This is a genomic window from Mycobacterium sp. C31M, assembly GCF_053345865.1.
Genome location: NZ_JBKFAX010000007.1, coordinates 186971 through 209981, shown reverse-complemented (window position 1 = coordinate 209981; position 23011 = coordinate 186971). Strand labels below are relative to the sequence as shown.

Annotated in this window: 27 protein-coding genes and 1 riboswitch; of the genes, 20 read left to right on the top strand and 7 right to left on the bottom strand. The window is 68.2% G+C overall.

Features of this window, described 5'->3' with window-relative positions:
- Window positions 1–41: 41 nt before the first annotated feature.
- The 5 genes from nadD to ACLBYA_RS13100 are packed head-to-tail and all read left to right on the top strand — an operon-like array spanning window position 42 to window position 3240.
- Window positions 42–656, top strand: coding sequence for a nicotinate-nucleotide adenylyltransferase (gene nadD / locus ACLBYA_RS13120; RefSeq protein ID WP_447709908.1), 615 nt, complete (start codon window positions 42–44; stop codon window positions 654–656).
- The gene (gene rsfS, locus ACLBYA_RS13115) at window positions 653–1021 is read left to right on the top strand and encodes a ribosome silencing factor (protein ID WP_447709839.1); all 369 of its coding nucleotides are present in this window, start codon (window positions 653–655) and stop codon (window positions 1019–1021) included. Before nadD ends, rsfS begins: the two co-directional genes overlap by 4 nt.
- Entirely contained in the window at window positions 1018–1674 is a 657-nt protein-coding gene (gene gpgP / locus ACLBYA_RS13110) for a glucosyl-3-phosphoglycerate phosphatase (RefSeq protein ID WP_447709838.1), read from the top strand. Before rsfS ends, gpgP begins: the two co-directional genes overlap by 4 nt.
- Entirely contained in the window at window positions 1664–2407 is a 744-nt protein-coding gene (gene octT / locus ACLBYA_RS13105; protein WP_447709837.1) for a diglucosylglycerate octanoyltransferase, read from the top strand. The genes gpgP and octT overlap by 11 nt, the downstream gene beginning before the upstream one ends.
- Window positions 2404–3240 carry a DegV family protein gene (locus tag ACLBYA_RS13100; protein ID WP_447709836.1) on the top strand — a complete coding sequence of 279 codons (837 nt, stop codon included), beginning with the start codon at window positions 2404–2406 and terminating at the stop codon, window positions 3238–3240. The genes octT and ACLBYA_RS13100 overlap by 4 nt, the downstream gene beginning before the upstream one ends.
- Here the strand turns inward: ACLBYA_RS13100 and ACLBYA_RS13095 are convergent.
- The gene (locus tag ACLBYA_RS13095; RefSeq protein ID WP_447709835.1) at window positions 3224–4303 is read right to left on the bottom strand and encodes an NAD(P)H-dependent amine dehydrogenase family protein; all 1080 of its coding nucleotides are present in this window, start codon (window positions 4301–4303) and stop codon (window positions 3224–3226) included. The genes ACLBYA_RS13100 and ACLBYA_RS13095 overlap by 17 nt on opposite strands.
- Before the next feature lie 76 nt (window positions 4304–4379).
- Between ACLBYA_RS13095 and ACLBYA_RS13090 the strand changes: the two genes are divergently transcribed.
- From ACLBYA_RS13090 to holA, 6 genes are all read left to right on the top strand, one after another.
- Window positions 4380–5048, top strand: a complete 669-nt coding sequence (locus ACLBYA_RS13090; protein WP_447709834.1) for a TetR/AcrR family transcriptional regulator — start codon at window positions 4380–4382, stop codon at window positions 5046–5048.
- Window positions 5045–5212, top strand: a complete 168-nt coding sequence (locus ACLBYA_RS13085; protein WP_447709833.1) for a hypothetical protein — start codon at window positions 5045–5047, stop codon at window positions 5210–5212. The genes ACLBYA_RS13090 and ACLBYA_RS13085 overlap by 4 nt, the downstream gene beginning before the upstream one ends.
- On the top strand, window positions 5187–5474 hold the full coding sequence (locus ACLBYA_RS13080; protein WP_447709832.1) for a DUF6841 family protein: 288 nt from the start codon (window positions 5187–5189) through the stop codon (window positions 5472–5474). The genes ACLBYA_RS13085 and ACLBYA_RS13080 overlap by 26 nt, the downstream gene beginning before the upstream one ends.
- A gap of 90 nt (window positions 5475–5564) precedes the next feature.
- Complete coding sequence (locus tag ACLBYA_RS13075) at window positions 5565–6374, top strand: ComEA family DNA-binding protein (RefSeq protein WP_447709831.1); 810 nt, start codon at window positions 5565–5567, stop codon at window positions 6372–6374.
- The gene (locus ACLBYA_RS13070; RefSeq protein ID WP_447709830.1) at window positions 6371–7876 is read left to right on the top strand and encodes a ComEC/Rec2 family competence protein; all 1506 of its coding nucleotides are present in this window, start codon (window positions 6371–6373) and stop codon (window positions 7874–7876) included. Before ACLBYA_RS13075 ends, ACLBYA_RS13070 begins: the two co-directional genes overlap by 4 nt.
- Window positions 7877–7900: 24 nt before the next feature.
- Window positions 7901–8845 (top strand): DNA polymerase III subunit delta, encoded by a 945-nt coding sequence (holA, locus tag ACLBYA_RS13065; protein WP_447709907.1) that lies wholly within the window; start codon window positions 7901–7903, stop codon window positions 8843–8845.
- Between the two features lie 89 nt (window positions 8846–8934).
- On the opposite strand, the gene rpsT is transcribed toward holA, so the two are convergent.
- Window positions 8935–9195: a 30S ribosomal protein S20 gene (rpsT, locus tag ACLBYA_RS13060; RefSeq protein ID WP_447709829.1), complete on the bottom strand. Its 261-nt coding sequence runs from the start codon at window positions 9193–9195 to the stop codon at window positions 8935–8937.
- A gap of 185 nt (window positions 9196–9380) precedes the next feature.
- On the opposite strand from rpsT, the gene ACLBYA_RS13055 reads away from it, so the two are divergent.
- The 3 genes from ACLBYA_RS13055 to ACLBYA_RS13045 are packed head-to-tail and all read left to right on the top strand — an operon-like array spanning window position 9381 to window position 12862.
- The gene (locus ACLBYA_RS13055) at window positions 9381–11045 is read left to right on the top strand and encodes a circularly permuted type 2 ATP-grasp protein (RefSeq protein ID WP_447709906.1); all 1665 of its coding nucleotides are present in this window, start codon (window positions 9381–9383) and stop codon (window positions 11043–11045) included.
- A complete protein-coding gene (locus tag ACLBYA_RS13050) occupies window positions 11045–12022 on the top strand; it encodes an alpha-E domain-containing protein (RefSeq protein WP_447709828.1) in 978 nt (325 codons plus the stop codon). The genes ACLBYA_RS13055 and ACLBYA_RS13050 overlap by 1 nt, the downstream gene beginning before the upstream one ends.
- A complete protein-coding gene (locus ACLBYA_RS13045) occupies window positions 12023–12862 on the top strand; it encodes a transglutaminase family protein (protein ID WP_447709827.1) in 840 nt (279 codons plus the stop codon).
- Here ACLBYA_RS13045 and ACLBYA_RS13040 read toward each other — a convergent pair.
- Window positions 12846–13706, bottom strand: coding sequence for a ribonuclease Z (locus ACLBYA_RS13040; protein ID WP_447709826.1), 861 nt, complete (start codon window positions 13704–13706; stop codon window positions 12846–12848). The genes ACLBYA_RS13045 and ACLBYA_RS13040 overlap by 17 nt on opposite strands.
- A 110-nt stretch (window positions 13707–13816) precedes the next feature.
- On the opposite strand from ACLBYA_RS13040, the gene ACLBYA_RS13035 reads away from it, so the two are divergent.
- The 6 genes from ACLBYA_RS13035 (at window position 13817) to ACLBYA_RS13010 (ending at window position 18804) form a co-directional block, all read left to right on the top strand.
- A complete protein-coding gene (locus tag ACLBYA_RS13035; protein WP_447709825.1) occupies window positions 13817–14245 on the top strand; it encodes a CBS domain-containing protein in 429 nt (142 codons plus the stop codon).
- A gap of 11 nt (window positions 14246–14256) precedes the next feature.
- On the top strand, window positions 14257–14862 hold the full coding sequence (locus tag ACLBYA_RS13030; protein WP_447709824.1) for a GNAT family N-acetyltransferase: 606 nt from the start codon (window positions 14257–14259) through the stop codon (window positions 14860–14862).
- A riboswitch (cobalamin riboswitch) is annotated at window positions 14840–14970 on the top strand. It overlaps the preceding gene by 23 nt.
- A gap of 60 nt (window positions 14971–15030) precedes the next feature.
- Complete coding sequence (locus ACLBYA_RS13025; RefSeq protein ID WP_447709905.1) at window positions 15031–16026, top strand: ABC transporter substrate-binding protein; 996 nt, start codon at window positions 15031–15033, stop codon at window positions 16024–16026.
- Window positions 16023–17027 (top strand): ABC transporter substrate-binding protein, encoded by a 1005-nt coding sequence (locus ACLBYA_RS13020; protein WP_447709823.1) that lies wholly within the window; start codon window positions 16023–16025, stop codon window positions 17025–17027. The genes ACLBYA_RS13025 and ACLBYA_RS13020 overlap by 4 nt, the downstream gene beginning before the upstream one ends.
- A 2-nt stretch (window positions 17028–17029) precedes the next feature.
- On the top strand, window positions 17030–18049 hold the full coding sequence (locus tag ACLBYA_RS13015) for a FecCD family ABC transporter permease (protein WP_447709822.1): 1020 nt from the start codon (window positions 17030–17032) through the stop codon (window positions 18047–18049).
- The gene (locus tag ACLBYA_RS13010) at window positions 18046–18804 is read left to right on the top strand and encodes an ABC transporter ATP-binding protein (protein WP_447709821.1); all 759 of its coding nucleotides are present in this window, start codon (window positions 18046–18048) and stop codon (window positions 18802–18804) included. Before ACLBYA_RS13015 ends, ACLBYA_RS13010 begins: the two co-directional genes overlap by 4 nt.
- A 1-nt stretch (window position 18805) precedes the next feature.
- Here the strand turns inward: ACLBYA_RS13010 and ACLBYA_RS13005 are convergent, their stop codons facing one another.
- Genes ACLBYA_RS13005 through ACLBYA_RS12990 form a run of 4 tightly spaced genes read right to left on the bottom strand, consistent with a single transcriptional unit; the run spans window position 18806 to window position 22832 of the window.
- Entirely contained in the window at window positions 18806–20215 is a 1410-nt protein-coding gene (locus tag ACLBYA_RS13005; protein WP_447709820.1) for an NtaA/DmoA family FMN-dependent monooxygenase, read from the bottom strand.
- A complete protein-coding gene (locus tag ACLBYA_RS13000; protein ID WP_447709819.1) occupies window positions 20212–21135 on the bottom strand; it encodes a MetQ/NlpA family ABC transporter substrate-binding protein in 924 nt (307 codons plus the stop codon). The genes ACLBYA_RS13005 and ACLBYA_RS13000 overlap by 4 nt, the downstream gene beginning before the upstream one ends.
- Window positions 21136–21150: 15 nt before the next feature.
- A complete protein-coding gene (locus ACLBYA_RS12995) occupies window positions 21151–21834 on the bottom strand; it encodes a methionine ABC transporter permease (protein WP_447709818.1) in 684 nt (227 codons plus the stop codon).
- Window positions 21831–22832 carry a methionine ABC transporter ATP-binding protein gene (locus tag ACLBYA_RS12990; RefSeq protein WP_447709817.1) on the bottom strand — a complete coding sequence of 334 codons (1002 nt, stop codon included), beginning with the start codon at window positions 22830–22832 and terminating at the stop codon, window positions 21831–21833. Before ACLBYA_RS12990 ends, ACLBYA_RS12995 begins: the two co-directional genes overlap by 4 nt.
- Between the last annotated feature and the right edge of the window lie 179 nt (window positions 22833–23011).

Below are 23011 nucleotides of genomic sequence, written 5' to 3'. Positions count from 1 at the left end.
TCGCTGCCGTAAGCTGCCTGTTCGTGGCTACACGGCGCAGGTTGGGAGTGATGGGTGGGACGTTCGACCCCGTACATCACGGTCACCTGGTGGCGGCCAGCGAGGTCGCCGACCAGTTCGACCTCGACGAGGTGATCTTCGTCCCCACCGGGCAGCCCTGGCAGAAGCGCGACCGGCACGTCACCGCCGCCGAGGACCGCTATCTGATGACGGTCATCGCGACCGCGGCCAACCCACGGTTCTCGGTCAGCCGCGTCGACATCGACCGCGGTGGCGCCACCTACACCAAGGACACCCTGCGCGACCTGGCCGCCCAGCACCCCGACGCGGACCTGCACTTCATCACCGGCGCCGACGCGCTGGCCTCGATCCTGTCCTGGCAGAACTGGGAGGAGCTGTTCTCCCTGGCCCGCTTCGTCGGGGTGAGCCGGCCCGGCTACGAACTGGACGGCGAACACATCGCCGAAGCCATGAAGGAACTGCCCCCCGATGCGCTGACCCTCGTCGAGGTCCCCGCGCTGGCCATCTCGTCGAGTGACTGCCGGCTGCGCGCACAGCAGTCGCGGCCCATCTGGTACCTGGTGCCCGACGGCGTCGTCCAATACGTGTCCAAGCGCAATCTGTACACCTCAACCGCCCAGGAGGCCCGGTCGTGACGGCAACGACAGAAGCAGTCCAGATGGCCACCGTGGCGGCCCATGCGGCCGCCGACAAACTCGCCGATGACGTGGTCGTCATCGACGTGTCCGAACAGCTGGTCATCACGGACTGCTTCGTGATCGCCTCGGCGTCCAACGAGCGGCAGGTCAACGCGATCGTGGATGAGATCGAGGACAAGATGCGCGAGGCCGGGCACAAGCCGGCCCGTCGCGAGGGCACCCGGGAGGGGCGCTGGACCCTGCTGGACTATGTGGACATCGTGGTGCACATCCAGCACACCGAGGAACGCGAGTTCTATGCGCTGGAACGGCTCTGGCGTGACTGCCCGACGGTGCCCGTCGAGTTGGAGGGTCCAGCGTGACCGTGCGTCGCCTCGTCCTGTTGCGCCACGGGCAGACCGAATGGAATGCCGGCAGCCGGATGCAGGGCCAGCTGGACACCGATCTGACCGACCTGGGCCGCGATCAGGCGGCGGCCGCGGCCGAGGTGCTGGCCAAACGGCAGCCGGTGGCCATTGTGTCCTCGGATCTACGCCGGGCACTGGACACCGCCACCGCGCTCGGTGAGCGTTCGGGGGTGCCGGTGCGGGTCGATCAGCGGCTCCGTGAGACGCATCTGGGGGATTGGCAGGGCCTGACCCATATCGACGTGGACGCCCAGGCCCCCGGCGCCCGGCTGGCATGGCGCGATGACGCGCGCTGGGCACCGCACGGCGGGGAGAGTCGAGTCGACGTCGCCGCCCGCAGCGTACCGCTGGTCGAGGAGCTGCTTGCGTCCGAAACAGATTGGGGTGTCGATAGTTTCGACCGTCCTGTGGTGCTGGTGGCCCACGGCGGACTGATCGCCGCGCTCACTGGCGCGCTGCTGGATCTGCCGGTGGACAATTGGCCGGTGCTCGGCGGGATGGGCAACGCCAGCTGGGCGCAGCTGTCCGGCCATATCGTCAACGAGGCCGTCAAGTGGCGCCTGGACGTCTGGAATGCCTCGGCGCAGGTGGCCAACGATGTCCTCTGAGGGGCGCAAGACGCTGCTCGTCTTCTGCGACTCGCTGTCCTACTACGGCCCGACCGGCGGCCTGCCCGCCGACGATCCGCGGATCTGGCCCAATATCGTTGCTGCACAACTCGGCTGGGATGTCGAACTGATCGGCCGCATCGGCTGGACCTGTCGCGATGTCTGGTGGGCGGCCACCCAGGACCCACGATCGTGGGCGGCGCTGCCGCGGGCGGGCGCGGTCATCTTCGCCACCTGCGGCATGGATTCGTTGCCCTCGCCGCTGCCGACGGCGTTGCGTGAGTTGATCCGCTATGTGCGCCCACCGTTCCTGCGCCGCTGGGCGCGCGACGGCTACGGCTGGTTGCAGCCCCGGCTGTCGCCGATCGCGCGGCCGGCGCTGCCCCCGCACCTGAGCGTGGAGTACCTCGAACAGACCAGGGCGGCAATCGATTTCAACCGACCCGGAATACCCGTGGTGGCCACCGTCCCGTCGGTGCACATCGCCGAGACCTACGGGAACTCGCACCGCTGGCGCGAGGCCACCGTCGAGGCCATCACCGGGTGGGCCGGCGAGCACCGGGTGCCGGTGGTCGATCTGAAGGCCGCGGTCGGCGAGTATGTGATGGCCGGCCAGGGCAACCCGGACGGAATCCACTGGAACTTCCAGGCGCATGCCGCCGTCGCCGAACTGATGCTCAAGGGGCTGGCCGAGGCCGGCGCCTACGAGCCGGAAAGCCGCCTCCTGCCATGACGGTTCAGGTGGTGACCGATTCGTCGGCGCGACTGAGCCTCGATGATCTGAATCGATGGTCCATCCGGCAGGTGCCGTTGCACGTGCTTGTCGACGGTGTGGATCTGTGTGACGGCGTAGACGAGATCCCCTATGACATCCATGAGCGGGGGCAGGTGACCACCTCGGGGGCGTCACCCGCCGATCTGGCTGCGGCCTACCGGGAGGCGCTGGTCGACAGCGACGGTGACGGTGTGGTCGCGGTGCACCTGTCCGCGGCGCTGTCGAGCACCTACTCGACCGCAGCCGCGGCGGCCCGGGAGTTCGGTTCGGCTGTCCGGGTGGTCAATTCGCGCTCGGCGGCGATGGGGGTGGGGTTTGTCGCGCAGGCCGCGGCCCGTGCAGCCGCCGACGGTGCCGAACTCGACGCCGTGGAGGCGGCCGCCCGCGCCGCGATCCCGCGTGGCCAGGTGTTCATCGTCGTGCACCGGCTGGACAACCTGCGGCGCAGCGGCCGGATCGGTAAGGGCGCGTCCTGGTTGGGCACCGCGCTGGCGCTCAAACCGCTGCTGCATCTCGACGTCGACGGCCGGCTGGTGCTCGCTCAGCGCGTCCGTACCGTGTCGAAAGCCCATGCCGCCATGGTAGATTCGATCGCCGCAGTGGTGGGCGAGCGGCCGGCGTCGATCAGCGTCCACCACGTCGACAATCATGATGCAGCGGCCGAACTTGGTGCCGCGCTGACGGCGCGGCTGCCGCAGTTGGAATCGCTCACCGTCACCGATATGGGTGCGGTGCTGGCCGTACACGTCGGCGCCGGCGCGGTCGGGGCGTGTATCAGCCTCGCGGACTGAACCGGCCGGTGACCGGCGGCAGATCCTTGAGGGTGGCGATGCCCGGTGCCGCGGCGACAACGGCCGGTACGGCATTGGTGACCGGCAGCGCGGTGTAGATCATGCCGAGGCCCATGAAACCCGGTTCGGTCCAGTCCTTGGGCGGCAGGCAATGCAGCACGGTTCGCATATTGGGTAACCCGAACACCTGGATGACATGGCCGTGCTCAAGGGGTTTCGGCGGTTGCACGTGATCGCCCATGGTCCAGTTGAATCCGACGCTGACGACGTTGCGCTCGCCCACCCAGCCGCGGTGATACCCGTACACCCCGCCCACAGTGCCCTTCGGAATCTGCATGAATCCCAGGTCGGTGTCGCCGGTCGCGGGCGTGAACGTGACGTCGAAGGTCATCCGGTCCAGGGTGGCGCCGATGGCATCGGCCATCATCGCCGCCGATTCGGCGAACACCTCGCTTTCGCGACGCACACTCTCGGCCAGGCCCGGGGTGTCGGGGTCCTGCGAGAATCCCATCGCGGTCTGGGTTCCGGCGGATTCGTACGTGGAGCAGTCCACCGATTCGGTGATCCGGATCTCGTCCACCCGTTCGCAGGAACCCGACAGCACCATGCCGACCATGTTCGTAATACCCGGATGGGCCCCGCTGCCGAAGATGGTGGAACTGCCGGTGACGCAGGCCTTTCGGATGCGGTCGAGATCTTCCGGTGTCTGCTTGCCGCCGGTGATCCAGGCCGCGCTGGAGCAGACGTTGATCCCCGACTCCAGTAGCGCGACGAGTTCGTCGACGCTGGGCCACAACGGGTTGTAACAGCAGGCGTCCGGTTTCAGGGCGATCAGCGCTTCGATGTCATCGGTGGCCGTGATCCCGGTCGGGTGGGGCCAACCGGACAGGTCGGCGGCATCGACACCGACCTTGTCCGCGCCGTGGGCAAAGACGCCGACGAGTTCCATGTCGTCGCGGCCGATGATGGCGTGCAGCGACCGTCTGCCGATGTTGCCGGTGGTCCACTGGATGATGCGAAGGGGCGCGGGGGCGAGCGAAGCGACGGGGGTTGGGTCAGCCATGCGTGAACACTATTCGCAGGGTGTTCACCGGTGTGACCGTTTGGCAGGTCTGCTGATCGCAGTTAAGATACGAAACGTGCCGTATTTAAACATGGACCGCCGCGGTGGCCGCCCGCGTGACGACGCGCGGGAGGCCCACATCCTCGGCAGCGCGTATGCCTTGCTGGCCGAGGTCGGCTATGACGCGCTCACCTTCGAGGAGGTGGCGCGCCGCGCCGGAGCATCCAAGGCGACGCTGTACCGGCGCTGGAAGACCAAGCGTGAGATGGTGACCGCCGCGCTGAAGGCTGTGCCCGCCCGCCGTGACGGACCCGACCGAATCGACACCGGAAGTCTGCGCGGGGACCTGCTGGCGCTGTGTCGACGGCTGATCACCACCATGGCGTCCCCCGATGGGCAGACCGCGCTGGTGCTGTTGCAGGCCGGGTTGGAAGACCCCGATCTGTGCGACGAGATCGAACGGACGGTCGGCCCCACCGGGGCGCGGTTGCCCGCCGACGTCATCGCCGCCGCCGTCCGCCGTGGCGAACTGCCGCATGAGGTACACCCTTTCCCCTTCGAGGAGGTCGCCGGTGCGGCCCTGCTGCTGCGACGGTTGAACGGACTCGATACCGGCGAGTCCTACCTGGAGTCACTCGTCGACAACATCCTGCTGCCGTCGCTGCATGCCGCGCCGCAGTCCTCGCAGCAGCTACCTGCCGGAATCTTCTCCGGACATCCCGACCACATGAAGGAGACCCCATGAGCGCCAAGACCATCGACGGATTCGTCTACTCGACACAGGTCGGTGCAGACGGCATCGAACTGAACGTCGCGGTCGGTGGCAGCGGCCCCGCGGTCGTCCTGACCCACTGTTGCTTCGACCCCTTGAAACCGCCCGGCGGTGCCGCTCACCATCACCACCGATGATGGGGTCGTCGCGCTGACGACCGCCGAGCAGGTTGCCGCGGTCATCCAGGGCCGGGTCGACGGGCTGCGCACGCAGCGCTATCGCTCCACTGCGTTGCTGAGCGCCGAGGTCACCGAATTGAACGCGTCCTCGGCGCTGTACCGTGGCGCCTTCGTGCGATACGAGGTCGGCGGCGCCGAGCTGGTGCAGGTGGCGGTCACCTACCTGCTGGCCGACGGACCGGCGGGTGCGCAGATCGCGGTGCTCGCGTCGCACGGATAGTTGTCCACAAAGTCGAATTCATCCACAAGCGGGGTGTTCTGACCCGCTGACCGGGTCGTCGAGTCGGTACACCTGCCTACCGTCGGGCGCATGGACAGCGAATCGCCGGCGCAGCGGCTGGCACGGCGCGTAGGGCGGGAGACGGCACCCGATCCCGACGAAGTCGAAGACGAATCGGATACGGCGTTGGCGCGCTGGCTGCCCGACGGGTCCGGGCCGCGCACCATGGGTGAGCGGTTGGCGGCGCTGCGCGCCGATCCCGGTCGGGCGGGTGTGTTGGCCCTGCTCGCCGTCGGGGTGGTCGCCGTGCTGGTGACGGTGTTCACCGTCGTACGCAGCCCCGACCGGCCGGTGGTCGCCGCCAATCTTCCTCCGGTGCAGATGGTTTCGACGGCCGAATCATCGGCGCCGGCCCCACCGGATGGCCCGGTCGTGGTCAGTGTGGTCGGCCTGGTGCACAAACCGGGCCTGGTCATCCTGACGGCCGGTGACCGGATCGCGGACGCCGTCGAGGGTGCCGGCGGTGCCCTGGCGGGTGCGGACCTGATGGGGCTCAACATGGCCCGGCGGGTGGCCGATGGCGAGCAGATCATCGTCGGTGTCGCCGCGCCGCCGGGCAGCCCGTCGCCGATCGGCAGCTCGGTCCGTTCCGGTGATACCGCCACCCCTGCGCCGCAGGCCGGCCCGGCCGCCGAGCCGGCGGGTACCGGGTCGGTCAACCTGAACACCGCGACGGCCGAGCAGCTCGATTCGCTGCCCGGGGTCGGACCGGTTACCGCCGCCGCCATCGTGTCGTGGCGGGAGGCCAACGGATCGTTCGGCAGCGTCGACCAATTGGGCGAGGTCGACGGTATCGGTCCGGCGCGGCTGGACAAACTCCGCGGACTGGTCCATGTGTGAACCCCGAGGAACGCCCCCTCGACATCCGCCTGGTACCGGCCGCCGTGACGGCCTGGGCGGTGACTGCGGTGGGCATCGTGTCACCCGCTGCCGTGCTGATCGCACTGGTGTCGGCGGCGGTGGCCGTGACGGCGGCACTGGCCCGATGGAGCCCGGTGCGCGCCGGGCCTGCCATGGTGGTGGCGGTCGCGGTCTTGGGGACGGCATTCGGGATCTCGGTCGCACTCCGCGCTGACGATGTCCGCAGGCACCCGGTCGCGGACCGGTTCGGGGCAACGGCCGTCGTGACGCTCGCCCCGACGGAGTCGCCGCGCTCGCTGGGACAGGGTCGAATGGTGTTCCGTGCCGGTCTGCGCGATATCGATGGTGTCCCGCTGCGGGGCATGGTCGTGGTGTTCGCGCCGGTGGTGGAATTCACCGGGGTGGGCGTGGGGCGCCCGGCGAGCTTCCGTGCCCGCATCGGTCGACCACAGCGCGCCGATCTGACCGTCGCGGTCATCACCGCGACCGGGACACCGGATCTGGGGGAGGCACCCGTGGTCCGCCGGCTGGCCGGGCGCATCCGGGGCGAGTTCGCCACGGCCGCACGCCAGGTGCTGCCGGCCGATCAGGCCGCGATGCTGCCCGCGCTCGTGCTCGGCGACACCTCCGCGGTCCCACCGACCACGGCGGCGGATTTCAAGACATCGGGGCTGACCCATCTGACGGCGGTGTCCGGGGCCAACGTCACCATCGTGTGCGGCGCGGCCTTGTTGTCGGCGGCACTGGTGGGCCCGCGGGTGGCAGCAGCGCTCGCCCTGGGCGTCCTCATCTGTTTTGTCATCGTCGTCGAACCGTCGGCCAGTGTGCTGCGGGCCGCCGTGATGGGTGCGATCGGCTTGTTCGCGGTGGTGTCGCATCGGCGCCGTCAGGCGATCCCGGTGTTGTGTTCGACGGTGATCGCGCTGATGGTGTTCGCCCCGCAGCTCGCCGTCGATGCCGGATTCGCGCTGTCGGTGGTGGCGACCGCGGCGCTGGTGTTGATCGCGCCGGTGTGGTCGCAGCGGTTGGTGGGCCGCGGCTGGCCCAAACCGCTGGCCGACGCGGTCGCGATTGCCGGGGCCGCCCAGGCGGTCACCGCACCCCTGATTGCCGGGATCTCGGGGAGCTTCAGCGTCTTCGCGGTGCTCGCCAATCTGCTTGTGGCCGCGGTGATCCCGCCGATCACTGTGATCGGAACCGTCGCCGCGGCGCTGTCGGTGAGCTGGTCGACGGGCGCGGAACTGCTGATTCGGTTCACCGGGCCGCAGCTGTGGTGGCTGCTCGCTGTCGCACGCCGGATCGCGGCGGTACCGGGTGCCGCGGTGACGGTGCCCTCCGGGGTGGCCGGGATGGCGCTCGTCACGGTCCTCACCATCGCGGTCGTCGGCACCTGGCGGTGGCGATGGGGCCGCTATGCCAGTGTCGCCGGGCTGTGCTGCCTGCTGGCATGGACCGTGTCGGGCGTTGTCGGGTTGGCGTGACACGATCTAGTCGTGAGCGAAGGTCTGCATCTGGTTCTCGGCGACGAGGAACTGCTCGTCGAGCGCGCCGTGGCCGATGTGCTGCGTGCGGCCCGCAAGAAGGCGGGCACCGCCGATGTCCCGGTGGACCGGCTGCGTGCCGGCGAGGTGAGCACCAGCGAGCTGGCCGAACTGCTGAGCCCGTCGCTGTTCGCCGATGAGCGCGTGGTGGTGCTGGAGTCCGCGGGGGAGGCGGGCAAGGATGCGGTGGCGCTGATCGTCAGTGCAGCCGCAGACCTGCCACCGGGCACCCTGCTGGTGGTCGTGCATTCCGGGGGTGGGCGCGCCAAGGCGATGGCGGATCAGCTCAAAAAGCTTGGTGCCGAGGTGCATCCGTGCGCCAAGATCAGCAAGCCCGCCGAGCGTGCCGACTTCGTGCGCCGGGAATTCCGGACCCTGAAGACCAAGGTCGACGATGCCACCGTCACCGCGATCCTGGATGCCGTCGGCTCCGATATCCGCGAACTCGCCGCGGTGTGCTCACAGCTGGTGGCCGATACCGACGGCCCGGTCGACGTCGCTGCGGTGCGGCAGTATCACAGCGGCAAGGCCGACGTGAAGGGCTTCGAGATCGCCGACAAGGCCGTGACCGGCGACGTCTCCGGCGCTGCGGAGGCGCTGCGCTGGGCCATGCACGCCGGCGAACCGCATGTGGTGCTGGCCGACGCGCTGGCCGAGGCCGTGCACACCATCGCCCGGGTCGGCCCGGTGCAGGGCGACCCCTATCGGCTGGCCGGTGAGCTCGGCATGCCGCCGTGGCGCATCCAGAAGGCACAGAAACAGTCGCGCCGGTGGTCCCGGGATCGGGTGGCCGAGGCCATCCGGGTCGTCGCCGCGCTCAACGCCGATGTCAAGGGTGCCGCCGCCGATGCGGACTATGCCCTGGAGTCGGCGGTGCGCAAGGTCGCCGAGCTGGCTGCCGACGCGTGAGCGTCAATTCAGCTGCCGACCAGACATCCGGGTACACAAAACCCGCGCGTGACGCTCTGGGCGTCGACGCGCGGGTCGGTGAAGAAGTGTCAGAGCTTGTTGACGGCCAGCGCCAGCGCGGACTTCTTGTTGGCCGCCTGGTTCTTGTGGATGACGCCCTTGCTGGCGGCCTTGTCGAGCTGGCGGTTGGTCGAGACCAGCAGGTCGCCGGCCTTGTCCTTGTCGCCGGCCTCGATGGCCTCGCGGAGCCCGCGGACAGCCGTACGCAGCGACGACTTGACCGACTGGTTGCGCAGTCGGGCGCGCTCGTTGGTCTTGATGCGCTTTTCCTGCGACTTGATGTTGGCCACGCGTGTAGTTCCTTTTCAACCGTCGGTTTCGAACAGAGTTAAGTCTCGGGTGCCCGGCGCAGCGGTCGCGGCTGGGCAGCGGTTGTTCAGGCTACCAGCGGGTGTGCCATTCCCCCAAAAGCGTCCGGACTGGCCTGCCGAAATGCCTGACTTGCGGCAGCATGTGACGGGTGAGCCTACGAACCCTGCCGAACGAGACCGTACGCACGCCACGTTCCAACTCGCGAGCGCAGAAACGCCACGTGGGAATCTTCGACGGCTACAACAAGGTCGGTAGTTACGGCGCGGCGTTCGATGAGATGTTCGACGGTGAAGGCAACGTGCGGACGCCCTACAAGGGAATCTTCGCTGAACTGTCGCCATCGGATGCCTCCGAGTTGGAGGCACGCACCGATGCGCTGGGCCGCGCCTTCATCGACCAGGGCATCACCTTCTCGCTATCCGGCCAGGAACGGCCCTTCCCGCTGGACCTGGTCCCGCGGGTGATCTCCGCGGCCGAGTGGTCGCGCCTGGAGCGCGGTATCGCCCAGCGGGTGCGTGCCCTGGAGCTCTACCTCGACGACATCTACGGAGAGCAGGAGATCCTGCGGGACGGGGTCATCCCGCGCCGCCTCATCACCTCCTGTGAGCACTTCCACCGCGAGGCGGTCGGCATCGTGCCGCCCAACGGAGTCCGCATCCACGTCGCCGGTATCGACCTGGTTCGCGACGCGCAGGGCACCTTCCGGGTGCTGGAGGACAACCTGCGTTCCCCGTCCGGGGTGTCCTACGTCATGGAGAACCGCCGCACCATGGCGCGGGTATTCCCGAACCTGTTCGCCAGCCACCGGGTCCGGGCGGTCGGCGACTACTCCTCGCACCTGCTGCGGGCACTGCGCAAGGCCGCCGCCTCCAACGAGGCCGATCCGACCGTGGTGGTGCTCACCCCGGGTGTGTACAACTCGGCCTACTTCGAGCACTCGCTGCTGGCCCGGCAGATGGGTGTCGAACTCGTCGAGGGCCGCGACCTGTTCTGCCGCGACAACACCGTCTACATGCGCACCACCGAGGGCGAACGCCAGGTCGACGTCATCTACCGCCGCATCGACGACGACTTCCTGGACCCGATGCAGTTCAAGCCCGACTCGGTGCTCGGGGTGGCCGGGGTGCTCAACGCCGCCCGCGCCGGCAACGTGGTGATCTCCAGCGCCGTCGGCAACGGGGTCGGCGACGACAAGCTGGTCTACACCTATGTGCCGACCATCATCGAGTACTACCTCGGCGAGAAGCCGCTGCTGGCCAACGTCGACACCTTCCGCTGCTGGCTCGACGACGAGCGAGAGGAGGTGCTCGACCGCGTCGACGAACTGGTGATCAAGCCGGTGGAGGGCTCCGGCGGCTACGGCATCGTGTTCGGCCCGGACGCCTCGCCCAAGGAGCTCGCCACCATCTCCAAGAAGATCCGCGCCGATCCGCGCGGATGGATCGCCCAGCCCGTGGTGCAGCTGTCCACGGTGCCGACCAAGATCGGCGACAAGCTGGCACCGCGGCACGTCGACCTGCGGCCGTTCGCCGTCAACGACGGTGATGATGTGTGGGTGCTGCCCGGCGGGCTGACCCGCGTCGCGCTGCCGGAGGGCTCGCTGGTGGTGAACTCCAGCCAGGGCGGCGGCTCGAAGGACACCTGGGTGCTGGCCTCGCGGACCTCGGCGGCCGACCGCGAACTGGCCGCCGCCGAGCTGGTGAAGGCGCCGCCGCCCAAACCCGGCCGGGCCGCGCGCACCAGCAAGGCAGAGCGCGCCGAGTCGAACTCGCAGCAGCAGAACCAACAGCAACAGAATCAGCAGCAACAGCAACGGGGAGAGCACTGATGCTCGCACGCAACGCCGAATCGCTGTATTGGATCGGCCGCTATGTCGAACGCGCCGATGACACCGCCCGCATCCTCGACGTCGCGGTGCACCAGCTGCTGGAGGACTCCAGCGTCGACCCCGACCACACCTCCCGGGTGCTGTTGCAGGCTCTCGGTATCGAGCCCCCCGACAAGGCACTCGACGTCTGGTCGCTGACCGACCTGGTGGCGTTCAGCCGCGACACCCAGGGCGGCTGCTCGATCGTCGACTCCATCTCGGCAGCCCGGGAGAACGCCCGCGGCGCCCGCGAGGTGACCTCGACCGAGATGTGGGAGTGCCTCAACACCACCTACAACGCCCTGGCCGAACGCGAGCGCGCCGCCAGAAGGCTTGGGCCGCACGAGTTCCTGGGCTATGTCGAGGGACGCGCGGCCATGTTCGCCGGGCTGGCGGACTCGACATTGTCGCGTGATGACGGCTACCGGTTCATGGTGCTGGGCCGGGCGATCGAACGCGTCGACATGACGGTGCGCCTGCTGCTGTCCCGGGTCGGGGACAGTGCCTCCTCGCCGGCGTGGGTGACGGTGTTGCGCTCGGCCGGCGCACACGACACCTACCTGCGCACCTACCGTGGTGTGCTCGACGCGCGTCGCGTGGTCGAATTCCTGTTGCTGGACCGGCTTTTCCCGCGGTCGGTGTTCTACTCGTTGCGGCTGGCCGAGCACAGTCTCGACGAGCTGCTCAACGGCAGGCACAACAGGGTCGGTTCGACGGCCGAAGCGCAACGCCTGCTCGGCCGCGCGCGCAGCGAGCTGGAGTTCCTGCCGCCCGGCGTGTTGCTGGAGTCGCTGGCCGAGACGCTGGCAGGTCTGCAGAAGACGTGTGCCGACGTCAGTGAGGCGTTGGCAATGCAGTACTTTCACTCCGCACCGTGGGTGGCCTGGACCGACGCGGGCAAACATGGTGCGGTCGTCATCGAGGAAGGGGAGATCTAGATGTGGCGTATGCGGGTGGTCCACGCGACCGGGTACGCCTACAAGTCTCCGGTCACCGCGTCGTTCAACGAGGCGCGGCTGACGCCACGATCGGATTCCCGGCAGAACGTGATCCTCAACCGGGTCGAGACGGTCCCGGCCACCAGGTCACACCGTTACGTCGACTACTGGGGCACGGCGGTGACCTCCTTCGATCTGCACGCTCCGCACACCGAGCTGGAGGTCACGTCATCCTCGGTGGTGGAGACCGAGATCGGTGAGATGCCCGAGGAGACGGTGACCTGGGAGGATCTGCACGCCGAGGCGGTCATCGACCGGTTCGACGAGCTGCTCAGCCCGACCGACTACACACCGGCGAGCAAGCGCATCCACCGTGTCGGTCAGCGGATCGCCCGGGATCACGAACCGCAGGATGCCGTGGTCGCGGCCGCCAACTGGGTGCACAGTGAACTCGACTACGTGCCCGGCACCACCGGGGTGCACTCATCGGGCCTGGATGCGCTGCGCGAGGGCAAGGGCGTCTGCCAGGACTTCGCGCACCTCACGCTGATCCTGTTGCGCAGCATGGGCATTCCGGGCCGCTACGTGTCCGGTTACCTGCATCCCAAGCGTAAGGCCGCCATCGGTGACACCATCGACGGGCAGAGTCACGCCTGGGTACAGGCCTGGACCGGTGGCTGGTGGAACTACGACCCCACCAACGACACCGAGATCAACGAGCAGTACATCACCGTCGGCGTGGGCCGCGACTATGCGGACGTGACACCGCTCAAGGGCATCTACTCGGGTGAGGACTCGACCGATCTCGATGTGGTTGTGGAGATCACCCGGCTGGCTTGACGCACACGCCCGGGTGCACCTGGACCCGGTGCAGGTCGTCGCCGAGTTCGATCTGCCGGTCGAACCGCGCGGCGGCCAGCGCCCGCCACTGATCTTCGGTGCCGGGCGCCATGGCGGGCACGTAATGGGTCAGGATCAGGATGCCCACCCCCGCGCGGGCGGCGGTCTCGGCCGCCTGTTCGACCGTGGAGTGGTAGTCACAGATATCGCGGATCCGCTGTAGCGGTAGGGCGTCGATCAGATCCTTGCGAATCACGGTGTGCACCAACGCTCCTGCGCCACCGGCCAGCGTATCGAGGGACGCGCACGGCACGGTGTCGCCGGCCAGCACCACCGACGCGCCGGCGTGTTCGACCCGGAAGCCCACGGTCGGGGCCACCGGACGGTGATCGGTCGGCGCGGTCAGCACCCGCACACCGTCGGCATCCCACACCACACCCTCGGTGACTTCGTGCACCTCGACCTGTGGCGGACCGGTGAGATCGGCATGGTGGGCGATCCGATAGCCGATGTCGTGCGCGAAGGCGGCCAGCGTCGCGGCCACCACCTCGGCGGTGCCCGGCGGTCCGATGATCGGCAGGGGCACCGGATCTGGGGTGAAGGTGCTGACCCACCGGGTGATCAGGACATCCCCGAGGTCGGCGATGTGGTCACTGTGCAGATGGGTGAGCAACAGGGCGCTGAGCGCGCCGGCGCCCGACCCGGCCGCCGCCAGTCGCTGTAGCACCCCACGTCCGCAGTCCACCAGCAGCGCCTGCCCGCCCGCGCGAACCAGAGTCGACGGTCCGGCCCGATCCGGGTCGGGGATGGGGCTGCCGGTGCCGAGCAGGGTGACCTCGATCATCGTTCAGATATACCGCTTCCGTCCGATTCAGTTCGTTGCAATGGCGCGATCGGGCGCCGCATCGACGTAGCCTGGAATGTGTTCGAGGTCACATCTTTGGGGAGGGTGCCATGCGAATCGCCGACGTGCTGAAGGCCAAGGGGGCGGCGGTGGAGACGATCAGTCCGGAGACATCGGTCGCCGACCTGCTGACCGGTCTGGTCAACCGCAATATCGGTGCGATGGTCGTCGTCGGCCACGAAGGTCCGGTCGGAATCGTGTCCGAGCGCGATGTCGTGCACCGGTTGCACGACCTGGGTGCCGATCTGCTGACCCGGCCCGTCAGCGAGATCATGACCACCCACCTGCTGTTCTGCTCGCCCGAGGACTCGGTCGACAGCCTCAGCGCGGCGATGACACACCACCGCGTGCGGCACATCCCGGTACTGCAGGACGGCAAGCTCGCCGGAATCGTCAGCATCGGCGATGTGGTCAAGACCCGCATGCAGGAACTGGAATCCAGCCGGGAGCACTTGCAGGCCTACATCACCCAGGGCTGAAATAGACACCCATGACCGCTGCCGACGTGCGACCCGCGACGCGGGCCGACATCACCACACTGTCCCAGGTGCTGGGCCGCGCCTTCGCCGACGACCCGGTGATGTCGTGGATGCTGCCCGACCCGCAGGCGCGGCACCGTAAACTGCACAAGCTTTTCGCCGCGCTGACGCGCCATCATCACCTGACCCGGGGTGGGGTGGAGGTGGCCACCAACGGATCGGGTATCACGGCCGCCGCCCTCTGGGACCCGCCCGGACAATGGCGCCACACCACCGCCGAGGAGTTGCGCGCCGCACCCTCGATGCTGATGACGTTCGGCGCCGCGGTGCGCAGGGGGATGACGGTGTCGGATCTGATGAAGCGGTGCCATCCGGCCCAACCGCACTGGTATTTGGCGGTGATCGGCAGTGACCCGCAGGTGCGCGGCGGTGGCTTCGGTCACGCACTGATGCGCTCGCGGCTGGACCGCTGCGACGCCGAGTACGCCCCCGCGTATCTGGAGTCCAGCAACCCGGACAACATCGGCTACTACGAGCGTTTCGGTTTCGAGGTGACCGGCGAGGTCACCGTGCCCGACGGACCCACCCTTTATCCGATGTGGCGGCACCCGCGGTAGGGTGCTACGGACCGACGGCAGGGGAATCCGGTGTGAATCCGGAGCTGACGCGCAGCGGTAAGAGGCCACGCCTCGAGTCCGAATGCCTGTCGCCGGCGCATCGTTGGCGGCTCCGCGGTCGAGCCCTGCACCGAAGGAAGTCACGTCGTGAGTGTCCTGCCCATTCTGATGTCTGCGCTGGTGGTGCTTACCGCGTGCTCCTCGACTGAGGCGCCCGAAGCCTCGCCCTCCGTTGCGGAAACCCCCGGCCGTACCAACTATCCACTCACCTTGGACAACTGCGGTGTCCAGGTCACCTTCGAGCAGGCTCCGCAACGCGCCGTGTCGTTGTACCAGGCGTCGACGGAGATCCTGCTGTCACTGGGGCTGGCCGACCGGATGGTCGGCACCTCGACATGGTTCGATCCGGTGCTGCCCGAGTTGGCCGCCGACAACGAGCGGGTGCCACGACTGGCCGACAACGATCCGGGGCTGGAGACCGTCCTGGACACCGAACCGGATCTGATCACCTCGGCCAGCGCCCACACCTTTACCCCTGCCGTGGTCGGTGAACGGGCCCGGTTGGCCGAACTCGGCATTGCGACCTACCAGTCGCCGTCGGTCTGCGTCGACGCCGACGTCGACGGTGAGACGGTGACCCGCACCGCGCCGTTGAGGATGGACACGCTGTTCCGCGAGATCACCGAACTGGCACAGATTTTCGATGTCCAGCAGCGCGGCGAGGAACTGGTCGCCGAGTTGCGGCAGCGGCTCGCCGACGCCCGGGACGTCCCACAGCAGGACGCCACCGTGGCGTTCTGGTTCTCCGGGCTTCGGACGCCGTACATGGCCGGATGCTGCTCGGCACCCGGCTTGTACGCCACTGAGGTCGGCGCCACGAACGTGTTCGCCGACGCCCGTGAGGACTGGCCCGAGGTCAGTTGGGAGGTCGTCGCCGACCGCGATCCCGATGTGCTGGTGCTGGCCGACCTCAGCCGTAAACGCATCGACGGTGACGCGCTGGACAGCAAAAAAGCCTTCCTGGAGTCGGATCCGTTGACCCGCAACATGACCGCGGTCCAGCAGCAGCGCTACGTGGTGCTCACCGGATCCGAACTCGATCCCGGTATCCGCCAGGTCGACGCCATCGAGAAGATCGCGGCAGGGTTCGGGGGGACCCGATGAGGGGCCGGATCGTCCTCGCGCTGGCCGCGACCGTCGTGCTGGCGGGCTGCGGACAGAACGCCGCCGTGACCGATGATGCTGCCGCACCGGGCTTTCCGATCACCGTGCAGAACTGCGGGCGCGAGGTCGTCGTCGACGCGCCGCCGCAGCGCGCCGTGTCCCTGAACCAGGGATCCACCGAAATCCTGCTGTCACTCGGGCTGGCCGATCGGATGGTCGGCACCGCGACCTGGACAGACCCGATCCGGGAGAATCTCGCCGAGGCCAACTCCGGGGTACCCCGGCTCGCGGAGAACCAGCCGTCGCTGGAGACCGTGCTCGGTGCCGAGCCGGATTTTGTGACGGCCTCCTTCGCCGGGACGCCGGGTCCCGGCGGGGTTGCCGACCGTGGCCAGCTCGAATCACTGGGGGTGCCAACCTATCTGGCGCCCAGCGACTGCGTGGGCAAGGTGTCGGTCAACGCCGACGGTGCCCGCACCGAACCGTTCACCATGGCCGCCATCTACACCGAGATCCGGGATCTGGCACGGATTTTTGATGTTTCGGACCGCGGTGAGCAACTGATCGCGGATCTGGAGCAGCGGATACAGACCAGCCGGGTCAGCGCCGACGCCGATCTGGCGTACTGGTTCTCCGACCTGCGCGCCCCGTACTTCGGCGGCTGCTGCGGATCACCCGGGGTGATCACCGACACCGTCGGGGCCCGCAACATCTTCGTCGACACCACCGAGGAATGGCCGCAGGTCAGCTGGGAGGTGGTCGCCGACCGCGACCCGGACGTGCTGGTGCTCGCCGACCTGAGCCGCCGCACCATCGACGGGGACAGTTTGGACACCAAGATCGAGTTCCTGGAGAGCAATGCGGTGACATCGCGGATGACGGCCGTCCAACAGAAGCGCTACGTGGTGGTCAACGGGGCCGATCTGAACCCGTCGATCCGTACCGTCGACGGCGCCGAGAAGGTGGCCGACGGCCTGCGCGAATTCGGCCTCACTCGCTGAGGATGCGCACCCCGTCACTGCTGGCCCTCTGGCTGTCCGGCCTGGTGCTGCTCGTCATCTCGGCGGCGGTGGCGATCACGATCGGGCCCGCCGCGTTGTCGGTGCGCGACGTCTACGGCATCGTGGCCGAGCATCTCGGTGCGGGACCGTCGGGGGCGACGCGCATCCAGGACGGCATCGTCTGGCAACTACGCCTGCCGCGGGTGCTGCTGGCCGCGCTGTGCGGGGCCGGCCTGGCGCTGTGCGGGGCGATCCTGCAGTCCCTGCTGCGCAACCCGTTGGCCGATCCGTTCGTGCTGGGGGTGTCCTCGGGCGCCTCGACGGGCGCAGTGCTGATCGCGGTGCTCGGTGTCGGGGCGGGGACGCTGACACTGTCCGGCGGGGCGTTCCTCGGTGCGGTGCTGGCCTTTGCGGTGGTGCTGGCCCTGGCCTACGCCGCCGGTGGCGGCACCGACCGGGTGGTGCTGGCCGGGGTGGCGGCCACCCAGCTGTTCTCGGCGCTGACCTCGTTCATCGTGCTGTCCTCGGCCGATGCCGAACAGACCCGCGGTGTGTTGTTCTGGTTGCTCGGCTCGTTGGCAGGGGTGTCCTGGAGCGACGTCGCGGTCTGCGCGACCGTGGTCGGCGCCGGGTTGGTGTGCTGTCTGGCCTATGCACGGGCCATGGACGCCTTCGCCTTCGGCGACGATGCCGCCGCCGCGCTGGGGGTGTCGGTGCGTCAGGCCCGCGCGGTGCTGCTGGTGGTCACCGCGGTGATCACCGCGGCACTGGTCAGTGCGGCGGGCGCCATCGGCTTTGTCGGGCTGGTGTTACCGCACGCCGCGCGATTCCTCGTCGGACCGGGGCACCTGCGCCTGTTGCCGTCGGTGGCGATCCTCGGAGCCGTCTTCATGGTGTGGGTGGACACCTTGGCCCGCACCGTGTTCGCTCCCCAGGAGCTGCCGACCGGAGTGGTGACGGCGCTGCTCGGCGTGCCGGCGTTCGCGCTGATCCTGTTGCGGCGCAGGGGGTCGGCGGCGTGACGCTACGGGCGGAGCAGGTCAGCTGGACACGATCGGGCCGGCTGGTGCTCGGCGGCGTGACGATGCAACCCGAGGTCGGAAGCACCGTCGGGCTGTTGGGGCCCAACGGGTCCGGGAAGTCGTCGCTGCTGCGGCTGCTCGCCGGTGTGGACCGCCCGAGTGCGGGCAGGGTGGCACTCGACGGCGCACCGCTGGCCGCCATGCCGCGGCGGGCGGTGGCGCGGCGGGTGGCGATGGTGGCCCAGCACTCCGATACCGAACTGCACATCACCGTGCGTGATGTGGTGCGGCTGGGGCGGACTCCGCACACCTCGATGATCGGCGGGGACGGTGACGGCGACGCCGTGGTGGCGGCGGCGCTGGCCGCCACCGGGCTGACGTCGATGACCGAGCGGCATTGGCACACGCTCTCGGGTGGGGAGCGCCAGCGGGTGCAGATCGCCCGGGCGCTGGCCCAGGACCCCGATCACCTGCTGCTGGACGAACCGACCAATCATCTCGACATCGCCCACCAGTTGGAGATTCTGGCGCTGGTCCGTCGCCTCGACGTCACCGCCGTGGTGGCGCTGCACGACCTGAATCTGGCCGCGATGTTCTGTGACCGGATCGTGGTGTTGTCCGGCGGCACCGTTGTGGCGGCGGGCACCCCTGAGCAGGTGCTCACCGAAGCGCTGGTGCGCTCGGTTTACGGTGTGCCGTGCACGATCACCGCCGAAGACGGGTACCCGCACGTCCGGTTCGCGCCACGACGGTGACTCAGGCGGTATTGCCCAGGCGTTCGGGCTCCTCGTCGGCCAGCGAGTTGTCGGTGAATGCGCCGCGGTACCGGGCCGCCGGATGGCTGGCCGGCAGGTGATCGCCGCGACCGAGCAGCTTCTGGCGCAGCGTGCCGGACTTCTCGCCTGCGATCAGGCCGCGCTCCCGTAACGTCGGGAACAGGCGGTCGGCGACCTCTTGGAAGGATTGTGGGACGGTGGCGTGGTAGACGTTGATGCCGTCAACGCCGGCGTCGCGCCACTCCTCGAGCTGATCGGCGATCTCTTTCGGGGTGCCGACGACGCGGTTGGCGCCCTCCAGGACCCAGGCCATATCGCGGATGGTGGGCTCGTTGTTGCCGGAAACCTCGGCCGCCCAACGGATGAAGCTCTTGATGCCGGTGAACTCACCGAGTTGGCTGATGGGAGTGTCCAGCGGCAGGCTGCCGGCGTCGATCCCGGCGTCACCGAGCGCGTGAAGTGCGATGCCCTCCAGATCGAGGTAACGCTTGAGCTCGTCGTTGCGTCGCACCGCTTCGGCATGGGTGTCGCCGATGACGAAGGACAGCCCCTGGGCGAAGGTGATATCGGCCGCGTCGCGGCCGTTTTCGACCGCCAGCGCCCGTGTCTCGGTGGTCAGCTTGTACGCGTCGGCCGGTGTCGGGCTGCTGATGTACACCCCCTCGGCGTTGCGGGCCGAGAAGAGTTGACCGGCGGGTGACGATCCGGCCTGGAACAGCACCGGTGTGCGTTGCGGTGAGGGGGAGGTGAAATGTGGTCCCTCGACCCGGTATCGGGGCCCGACGTGGTTGATCTTGTGGATTTTGGTCGGGTCGGAGTGGATCCCGCGGTCCTTGTCCTGCACCAGCGCGTCATCGTCCCAGGAGCCCTCCCACAGCTTGTAGGTGACGTCGACGTATTCGTAGGCCCACTCGTATCGCTCGTCGTGGGCGAGGGTGCCTTCGTGCCCGAAACTGCGGAACATGTTGGCGTTGAAGCTCGTCACGATGTTCCACCCGAGCCGACCGTCGGTGTAGTGGTCCAGTGAGGACATCCGGCGGGCGAAGTTGAACGGGTGGTCCTGCACGATCGAACTGGTGAACACGATGCCGAGATTCGCGGTCGCCGCCGCCAATGCCGAGGCCAGCACCGACGGGTCGTTGACGGGGACCTGGATGCCGCCTTCGGCGGCCTTGCGCCAGTTGCCGTTCCACGGCGCCCGCAGTCCGAAGACGTCGGCGAAGAACAGCAGGTCGTAGCCGGCCTTGTCGACCTGAGCGGCCAGCGACGTCCAGTGCCGCAGCGAGTTGAACTTGTGGTTCTGCGCCTCCGGCGCCCGCCACAGACCGTGCAGCACATGGGAGGCGGTGTTCATCACAAACGCCGAGTAGTACAGCGGCGGTTTGCTCATGAGGTCGGCCCGGTGCCCTCGCCCGCGTCGCCGCCGATCGGCCCCAGGGTGTCGCGGATCAGCGCGTTGTCGGTGCTCTCCAGGTACTCGGCGATCTTGGGATCCGAGAAGGTGGCGATCAGCTTCTGTACGTTCGGATCCTCGAGGTGCTTGTTGCTGACCACCAGGCCGCCCTCGCTGCCGACCGGTGCGGGGTGCCGGTCAAGGATCTGCTGCTCGGTGAGACCGGAGGAGTACACGTCGGAGATGTGCACCACGACGGCATCGACGTCGGCGAGGCTGCGCGCGAGCTGACCGATCGGCACCTGGACGAACTTGTAGTTCTTGGGGTTCGCCTCGATGTCACCCAGCTGCGGTACACCCGTGAGGTCGGTCTTGCCCGGTTTGAGCGTGATCTGTCCCGCCTCGGCGAGGTCGAGCAGCGCGATCGCCTGCCCCGCCGGGTCGTCGCGCAGTGCGATCTCGGCGCCGTCGGGCACCTCGTCCCAGCTGTCGTACTTGTCCGAGTAGGTGGCCTGATCCCAGGTGAACGTTGGTGCGGCCAGGGTCAATTCGAACCCGTTGGCGGCGACGGCGTCATTCAGGAACGGCTGATGCTGGAAGAAGTTGCCTGCGACGTTGCCGGCGTCGACGGCGCGGTTGATCTCGATGATGTTGTCGATCTGGACCGGCTTGATGGTGATGCCGTGGTCGGGTGCCACGTTCTCGCTGATGTAGGCCAGCAGGTTCTCCGCGGCGATATCGGTGCTCCACGTCGCCACCTCAAGTTCCGTGCCGAACGGTTGGTCCCGGTTGGACACCTGGCTGTAGGCGATACCACCGGCGGCCACGACGACCACGGCGGCGGCCGCCGTGATCCACGGCCAGCGTTTGCGCTGTTTGATCTCGATCTCGACGCCGGGGTTGTTGCTCACAGTCATTCCTTCTGTTCGGGGTCAGCGGGTGAGGGCTTTGACGGCACGGTCGCCGGTGAACTGCACCAACTGGATGGTGAGGATCAGCGCGATCACCGTGGCGATCATGATGTTGTCGTCGAAGCGGTTGTAGCCGTACGTGATTGCCAGGTGTCCGACACCGCCGGCACCGATGGATCCGGCGATGGCCGAGTATTCGATCATCGCGATGGTGTTGACGGTGAGCGCACCGGCCAGTGCCGGCAGCGCCTCGGACAGCTGGACCGACCTGATGACCTGGACGTGCGAGCCGCCGGACACCAGGCCCATATCGGCGACGTCGGAGCGGACCTCGCGCAGCGCGTTCTGGACGAGGCGGGCGAAGAACGGCACCCCGGCGACGGTCATCGGGACGATCGCCGCGGCGATGCCGATGGTGGTGCCCACGATGAACCGGGTGACCGGGATGATCGCTGCCATCAGGATGAGGAACGGCAGGGACCGGCCGATGTTCACGATCGTGTTGAGCACGTTGAACACTCGCGGGTTGGGGAACAGACCCAACGGTGAGGTGTTGTGCAGCACGATCCCGGCCGGCGTGCCGATGAGCACCACCAGCACCATCGTCACGCCGACCATAACCCAGGTCTGGCCGTAGGCGGGCAGCAGCAGCTCGGGCACCCGCGACCAGGGTGTGCTGAAGTCCTCGGCGGCGAGCAGATTCACGCCGCGGCCTCTTCGGTCGCTGCGCTGACGGCACGCACGTGCAGTCCGCGGTCGCGCAGGTGGTCGGCGAATCCGATCGGCGCGGCGGGGGAGATGGCGAGCACTGCGCGCCCCACCGCCACGCCCCGGATGGCCTCGACGCTGGCGCTGAGCACGTTGACCTGCGCGCCGGTCAACCCGGGTGCGGATTGGATCGACGTCAGCCAGTCCAGCGGGACATCGCGGGACGCGTAGGAGACCTCCCACACATCGGCATCGCCGCGCACCGGCACGCCGGGCCGGTCGGGAAGGAGTTCATGGGCCAGTGAGGAATTCGGGTCCAGGATGATGTCCTCGACCGAACCACTCTCGATGATGCGGCCGTTGTCGATCCGGGCGACGGAGTCGGCGATCTCGCGGACGACCTCCATCTCGTGGGTGATCAGGATGATCGACAGGCCGAACTCGTCACGGAGATGGCCGAGCAGGCCGAGGATCGACTTGGTGGTGGCCGGATCCAGTCCGGAGGTGGCCTCGTCGGAGAGCAGATTGGACGGGCCCAGGGCCAATGCCCGGGCGATCCCGACGCGCTGCTTCTGGCCACCGGACAACTGATTCGGGTAGAACTCGCGCCGGTCGCTCAGACCGACCCGGTCCAGGAGTTCGCCGACCCGCTTGGTCACCGAGGTGTCCGTGGCATGCAGATACTGCAGCGGCAGAGCGACGTTCTGGGCGACGGTCCGACGGCGCAGCAGCGGTGCGGTCTGGAAGATGACGCCCACACTGCGCCGCGCGGCGATCAGTTCCGCACCGTCGAGCCTGGTGAAGTCCTTACCGTCCACCCGGACGGTGCCGCTGGTCGGGCGCTCCAGGAAGCTGACGCAGCGTGACAATGTGCTCTTTCCGGCACCACTGGGGCCGACGACCGCCAGAATTTCACCGCTGCCGACCGACAGTGAAATGTCGTCGAGCACGGTGCGGTCGCCGAACCTCTTGGTCAGGTTCTCGATCTCGATCACGAAAAGCTCTCTGTTCGAAAGGGAGTCACGCCGTACGGGCTTGCAGTGGCCGCAGGTCAGGGGACGGCGTAAAGCTACGCACGTCGACCGCGGCGGGGAAGATTAGCGATCTGCCTGATTCGAACAACACCGCGGGAGCCGGTGCGTGGCGCGAAGTGCCTGGTCGCGGGGAGAATCGG